Source organism: Kitasatospora putterlickiae, from assembly GCF_039527695.1.
Taxonomy (GTDB): Bacteria; Actinomycetota; Actinomycetes; order Streptomycetales; family Streptomycetaceae; genus Kitasatospora; species Kitasatospora putterlickiae.
In genome coordinates this window covers 1-7,630 of sequence record NZ_BAAAKJ010000367.1, presented here as the reverse complement: position 1 = coordinate 7,630, position 7,630 = coordinate 1, and the positions used below count along the sequence as shown (strand labels likewise).

Genomic DNA, 7,630 nt, shown 5'->3' with positions numbered 1-7,630 from the left:
CCGCCGGCACCGGCCCCGACGGGCCCGAAGCCCTGAAGCAGCGCCTCGCCTCCCTCAACGACACCCAGCGCGGCCGGGTCCTCCTCGACCTGGTCCGCTCCCACGCCGCCCTGGTGCTCGGCCACAGCGGCCCGGCCGCGGTCGATCCCGGACGCGGTCTGCTGGAGGTCGGCTTCGACTCGCTGACCGCGGTGGAACTGCGCAACCGGCTGCGCGCCGCCACCGGCCACCCCCTGCCGGCCACCCTGCTCTTCGACCACCCCACCCCGGCCGCGATCGCCGGACACCTCGCCGCCGAACTCGTCCCCGAAGCCGGGCCCGGCCCGGTCCCCGGCCTCGCCGAACTGGACCTCCTGGAAGGCACCCTCGACGGCGCCCTCGACGACCCGGCGGACCGCGACCGGCTCGCCGACCGGCTCCGGGAACTCCTGCGCCGCGTCGACCCGGCGGCCACCGCGGCCGACGGCGACGGCTCGGCGGCCGACTCCATCGAGGACCGTATGGACGGCGCCAGCGACGACGAACTCTTCGACCTCATCGACAACGAACTCGGCCTGTCATGACACCGACCCGACACCCGAACCAGGACGGCGACTCCCGATGGTGAACGACGACAAGCTGAGGGACTACCTCAAGCGCGTGACGGCGGACCTGCACCACACCCGCCGGCGCCTGACCGAGGCCGAGGAAGCGGGCCGCGAACCGATCGCGGTCGTCGCGATGAGCTGCCGCTACCCCGGCGGCGTACGGTCCCCCGAGGACCTGTGGCGCCTGGTCACCGACGGCACCGACGCCATCACCGGCTTCCCCGGCGACCGCGGCTGGGACCTGGACCACCTGGACGACCCGGACCGGCTGCGCGAGGGCACCAGCCACACCGCCCTGGGCGGCTTCCTCGACGACGTCGGGCACTTCGACCCCGGATTCTTCGGGATCTCCCCGCGCGAAGCGCTCGCGATGGACCCGCAACAGCGGCTCCTCCTGGAGACCACCTGGGAGGCGTTCGAACGGGCCGGCATCGACCCCGCGACCCTGCGGGGCAGCAGGACCGGCGTCTTCGCCGGAGTGATGTACCAGGACTACGCGGTACGGCTGCGCCAGGTCCCCGACGACGTGGCCGGCTACATCGGCAACGGCAACTCCGACAGCGTCGCCTCGGGCCGCGTCGCCTACACCTTCGGCCTGGAGGGCCCGGCGGTCAGCATCGACACCGCCTGCTCCTCCTCGCTGGTCGCCATCCACCTCGCCGCCCAGGCCCTGCGGGGCGGCGACTGCACCCTCGCCCTGGCCGGGGGCGCGATGGTCATGTCGACACCCGTCCCGTTCGTCGAGATGAGCCGCCAGGGCGGCCTGGCCCGGGACGGCCGCTGCAAGTCCTTCTCCTCCGCCGCCGACGGCACCGGCTGGGGCGAGGGCGTCGGCATGCTCCTGCTGGAGCGCCTCTCCGACGCCCGGCGCAACGGCCACCCGGTCCTCGCCCTGATCCGCGGCACCGCCGTCAACCAGGACGGCGCCAGCAGCAGGCTCACCGCCCCCAACGGCCCCGCCCAGCAGCGCGTCATCCGCCACGCCCTGGCCAACGCCGGACTCACCCCCGCCGACGTGGACGTGGTCGAGGCGCACGGCACCGGCACCCCGCTGGGCGACCCGATCGAGGCCCAGGCCCTGCTGGCCACCTACGGGCAGAACCGCGCCGACGGGCAGCCGCTGCTGCTCGGCTCGCTGAAGTCCAACATCGGACACACCCAGGCGGCGGCCGGCGTCGGCGGCGTCATCAAGACCGTCCTCGCCATGCGGCACGGCACGGTCCCGCCCACCCTGCACGCGCAGGACCCGTCCCCGCGGATCGACTGGACCGCGGGCGCGGTACGCCTGGTCACCGCGAACACCCCCTGGCCCGAGACCGGACGGCCCCGCCGGGCCGCGGTGTCCTCCTTCGGCGTCAGCGGCACCAACGGACACGTCGTCCTGGAACAGGCGGACGAGCCCGTCCTGGAACAGGCCGACGAACCCGCCGCCCCCGCCGTCCTCCCCTGGGTGCTCTCCGGACGCACCGCCGAAGCGCTGCGCGCCCAGGCCGCACGGCTCCGCGACCATCTCGGCGCCCACCCCGGCCCCGGCCCGGCCGAGGTCGGCCACGCCCTCGCGACGACCCGCGCCGCGCACGAGCACCGGGCGGTCCTGATCGGCGCCCGCCCCGACGAGTTCCGGGCCGGCCTCGACGCCCTGGCGGCCGGCCGCACCGTCCCCGGCCTGGTCCTCGGCACCGCCGGAACCGGCGGCGAAGTCGCCCTGGTGTTCCCCGGCCAGGGCTCCCAATGGGCCGGCATGGCCGTCGAACTCCTCGACTCCGCCCCCGCCTTCGCCGCCCGCGTCGCGGACTGCGAACGCGCCCTGACCCCCTTCGTCGACTGGTCCCTGGAAGCCGTCCTGCGCGGCGCCCCCGGCACCCCGCCGGCCGACCGCGTCGACGTGGTGCAGCCGGCGCTGTGGGCCGTCATGGTCTCCCTGGCCGAACTGTGGCGCTCCCACGGCATCACCCCCGGCGCGGTCATCGGCCACTCCCAGGGCGAGATCGCCGCCGCCGTGGTGGCCGGAGCGCTGAGCCTGGAGGACGGGGCGAAGGTCGTCGCCCTGCGCAGCCGCGCCATCCGGGCGCTGTCCGGCCGCGGCGGCATGGCCTCGGTGACGCTGCCCGCCGAACAGGTCGCCGAACACCTCGCCCCCTGGGGCGGCCGGCTCTCCGTCGCCGCCGTCAACGGACCCGCCTCCACCGTGGTCTCCGGCGACACCGACGCGCTCGACGCGTTCCTCGACCGCATGGCGGCCCTGGACATCCGCAGCCGGCGCGTCCCCGTCGACTACGCCTCGCACAGCGCCCACGTCGAGGACATCCGCACCGAACTGCTCGCCCTGCTCGACGGACTGACCCCCCGCCCGTCCGCCGTCCCCTTCTACTCCACCCTCACCGGCGGCCTGCTGGAGGACACCACCGCCCTGGACGCCGACTACTGGTACCGCAACCTCCGCGGGACCGTCCGCTTCGAACAGGCGACCCGTGCCCTGTTCGCCGACGGCTACCAGGTCCTCCTGGAGAGCAGCCCGCACCCCGTCCTCACCGTCGGAGTCCTGGAGACCGCCGAGGACGCCGGCGCCGACGCCACCGCCGTGGGCACCCTGCGCCGCGACGACGGCGGCCCGCGCCGGTTCACCGAGTCCCTGGCCGAACTCCACCTGCGCGGAGTCTCCCCGGACTGGGACACCGTCTTCGCCGGCCGCCGCCCCGGACGGGTGGAACTGCCCACCTACGCCTTCCAGCGCGACCCGTACTGGCTGGAGGACGGCGCCGCGCCCGACGCCGACGTCACCTCCGCCGGACTGACTCCCGCGGACCATCCGCTGCTGGGCGCCGTCGTGGTCCTCGCCGACAGCGACGGCCTGCTCCTCACCGGCCGCCTGTCGGCCCGCACCCACCCGTGGCTCGCCGACCACGCCGTCGGCGGCCGGGCACTGCTCCCGGGCACCGCCTTCCTGGAACTCGCGCTCCAGGCCGGAGCCCGCGTCGGCTGCCCCCGGGTCGAGGAGTTCACCCTCCAGGCCCCCCTGGTGCTGCCCGAACACGGCGGCACCGTGCTGCGCCTCACCGTGGGCGCCCCCGACTCCCTGGGCCGCCGCCCGCTCAGCCTGCACTCCCGGCCGGACGCGCCCGCCGACGGCGACCTCGACGACGACGAGTGGACCAGGCACGCCGAAGGCGTCCTGGCCCAGGGCGGCGCGGAAGGCGCCGAGGCCGACGGGCCGATGCCCTGGCCGCCGCCCGGCGCCGAACCCCTCGCCCTCGCCGGACTGTACGACCGCTTCGCGGCCGGCGGATTCGCCTACGGTCCCGCCTTCCAGGGCCTGCGCGCGGCCTGGCGGCGCGGCGACGAGCTGTTCGCGGAGGCCGTCGTGCCCGCCGGGCCCGCACCCGACGCCGCCCGCTTCGGCCTGCACCCGGCCCTGCTGGACGCGGCCCTGCACGCCACCGGCGTGCCCGGCACCCCCGGTGCGGACGCCCACCCCGAGGGACGGCTGCCGTTCTCCTGGAACGGCGTGACCCTGCACGCCGCCGGCGCCGACGCGATCCGCGTCCGGCTCGCCCCGGCCGGACCCGACACGGTGACGCTCGCCGTCGCCGATGCGACCGGCGCCCCTGTGGCGACCGTGGACGCGCTGGTCCTGCGCCCCGCGGGCACCGCCGGCCTCGGCGCCGACCGCGCCCCCGGCGGCCGCCGCCACCAGGACCTCTACGCGACGGAATGGGTCACCGAACCCCCGCGCGGCAGCGGCGCACCCGTCCACCGCACCGCCGACCTGGCCGCGCTGCTGGCCGACGTCGACGCCGGAGCCCCGGTGCCCGGAACGGTCCTGCTCACCTGCGCGGAGCCCGCGGACGCGGCAGGAACGGCCGAGGCGGTCCGCGCGGCCGTCCACCAGGCCCTGGCCGACGTCCGGACCTGGCTCGCCGACGACCGCTTCGCCGGCTCGCGCCTGGTGTTCGCCACCCGGGGCGCGGTCAGCACCGGGGAGGGGGAGGACGTACGCAACCCCGCGCACAGCGCGCTCTGGGGCCTGGTCCGCTCGGCCGGCTCCGAACACCCCGGGCGCTTCGCCCTGCTCGACCTCGACGCCGACGACGAGCACGGCACCTCCGCGGGCGTCGCCGCGGCCCTCGCCTCGGGAGAACCGCAGTCCGCGGTCCGCGGCGACGACGTCCGCACACCCCGCCTGGTCCGGGTCCTCAGGAACGACCCGGACCTCCCGGACGACGCGGCAGGGCCCCTCCCGGACTTCGACCCGGACGGCACGGTCCTCATCACCGGCGGCACCGGCCTGCTCGGCTCCCACGTCGCCCGCCGCCTGGTCACCGGGCACGGCGTCCGGCACCTGCTGCTGCTCTCCCGCGGCGGCCCGGCCGCCGCCGGAGCCGGAGAACTGCGGGCCGAACTCGCCGCGCTGGGAGCCGAGACCGCCGTCGTCGCCTGCGACGCCGCCGACCGGACCGCCCTGGCCGCCGTACTCGCGGACCTTCCGGCCGCGCACCCGCTGACCGCCGTGGTCCACACCGCGGGCACCCTCGACGACGGCGTCGTCACCGCACTCACCCCCGAACGGGTGGACGCCGTGCTGCGCCCCAAGGTCGACGCCGCTCTCCACCTGCACGAACTGACCCGCGACCTCGGCCTCACGCACTTCGTGCTCTTCTCCTCGGCCGCGGGCACCTTCGGCGGCCCCGGACAGGCCAACTACGCCGCCGCCAACGCCTTCCTCGACGCCCTGGCCACCCGGCGCCGGGCGGCGGGGCTGGCCGGCCAGTCCCTGGCCTGGACCCTGTGGGAGCAGCCCAGCGCCCTCACCGGACACCTGGACGAGGACGACGTCCGGCGCCTCGCCCGGTCAGGGATGCCGCCGCTCTCCACCGAGCGGGGACTCGCGCTCTTCGACACCGCGCTCACCGTGGACCGGGCCGCCCTGGTCCCGATGCGCCTCGACACCGCGGCCCTGCGGTCCGCGGCGGCGGACGGCACCCTGCCGCCGCTGCTGCGCGGCCTGGTGCGCACACCGCCGCGCCGGGCGGCCACGGCCGCGGAGGCGAGGGCCGACGACAACGCCCTGCGCCTGCGCCTCGCGGCCCTCGACGCCACCGGACGGACCCGGCTGCTCGTCGAACTCGTCCGCACCCACGCGGCAGCGGTCCTCGGCCACGCCTCCCCGGACGCCCTCGACCCCGGACGGGCCTTCCGCGAACTGGGATTCGACTCACTGGCCTCGGTGGAACTGCGCAACCGCCTGAACGCCGCCACCGGCCTGCGGCTTCCCGCCAGCCTGGTGTTCGACCACCCGACCCCGGCGGCGCTCGCGGGCTTCCTGGGCGCCGGACTCACGGACGCGCAAGCGGCCACGGCCGTCATGCCCGCCGTACCCGCGGGCCCGGCCGGCCGGAACCGGGACGCGGACGACGACCGGATCGCGATCGTCGCCGCGGCCTGCCGCCTCCCCGGCGGTGTCCGCTCACCCGAGGACCTGTGGCGGATGCTGGCCGAGGGCCGCGACGGCGTCTCCGGGTTCCCCACCGACCGCGGCTGGGACGTCGAAGCCCTCTACGACCCCGATCCCGACCGCATCGGCACCTCCATCACCCGCGACGGCGGCTTCCTGTACGACGCGGCCGACTTCGACGCGGAGTTCTTCGGCATCTCGCCGCGCGAGGCCCTGGCCATGGACCCGCAGCAGCGGCTGCTCCTGGAGACCACCTGGGAACTCTTCGAGCGCGCGGCCATCGACCCGGCCGCCCTGCGCGGCGCCCCGGTCGGCACGTACGTCGGCCTGATGCAGCAGGACTACGCCGCCCGGCTGCTGCCCTACATCCCCGAGGACGTCGAAGGATTCCTCGGCACCGGCAACTCGGGAAGCATCGTCTCCGGACGCCTGGCCTACTTCTTCGGCCTGGAAGGCCCCGCGGTCACGGTGGACACGGCGTGCTCGTCCTCGCTGGTGGCCCTGCACCTCGCGGTACGGGCGCTGCGGTCGGGCGAGTGCTCGCTGGCGCTGGCCGGCGGCGTCAACGTGATGTGCAGCCCCGAACTGTTCGTCGAGTTCAGCCGACAGGGCGGACTCGCCCCGGACGGCCGCTGCAAGTCCTTCGCCGCGGCGGCCGACGGGACCGCCTTCGGCGAGGGCGTGGGGATGCTGCTGGTGGAGCGCTTGTCGGACGCGCGGCGCAACGGGCATCCGGTGCTGGCGGTGGTGCGGGGTTCGGCGGTGAACCAGGACGGTGCGAGCAATGGCCTGACGGCGCCGAACGGTCCGTCGCAGCAGCGGGTGATCCGGGCGGCGCTGGCGGACGCGGGCCTGCCGGCGTCCGCGGTGGACGTGGTGGAGGCGCACGGTACGGGGACGCGGCTGGGCGACCCGATCGAGGCGCAGGCCCTGCTGGCCACCTACGGGCAGGACCGTCCGGCGGACCGTCCGGTGTGGATCGGCTCGCTGAAGTCCAACATCGGCCACGCCTCGGCTGCCGCCGGTGTGGCGGGGGTCATCAAGTCGGTGCTCGCCTTGCGGCACGGCGTGATGCCCAAGACACTGCACGTGGACGGCCCCACGCCCGAGGTGGACTGGTCGGCGGGAGCCGGCCGACTGCTGACGGAGGCGCGTACGTGGGACGACACGGGCCGCCTGCGGCGGGCCGGCGTGTCCTCCTTTGGCGTCAGCGGAACCAATGCCCACGTCATCCTCGAACAGGCCCCGGACGACCCGGCGGCCTCCGACGGGCCAGCCACGCCGGAACCGGTGCCCGCCGCCGTCCCCCTGCTCCTCTCGGCGCGCACTCCGGAGGCGCTGCGCGCCCAGGCCGCCGCGCTGTCGGCCCGGATCGGCGACGGTTCGGGCGTCCGGGCCACGGACGTGGCCTTCTCCCTGGCCACGGGCCGCGGCGCGCTGGCACACCGCGCGGTGCTGGTGGGCACGGAGGAGAACCTCGCCGAGCACCTGACCGCGCTGTCGCAGGGTGCTGCGGTGTCCGGCGGTGGGTTGGTTTCCGGTCGTTCGGTGCTGGTGTTCCCGGGTCAGGGTTCGCAGTGGGTGGGGATGG

The 7,630-nt window shown here is 76.0% G+C and carries 2 protein-coding genes; both read left to right on the top strand.

Features of this window, described 5'->3' with window-relative positions:
* Positions 1-563, top strand: a 563-nt coding sequence (locus ABD308_RS32785) for a phosphopantetheine-binding protein (protein ID WP_344343173.1), incomplete at its 5' end; no start/stop codon positions are given.
* A gap of 37 nt (positions 564-600) precedes the next feature.
* Positions 601-7,630, top strand: a 7,030-nt coding sequence (locus tag ABD308_RS32780; protein ID WP_344343171.1) for a type I polyketide synthase, incomplete at its 3' end; no start/stop codon positions are given.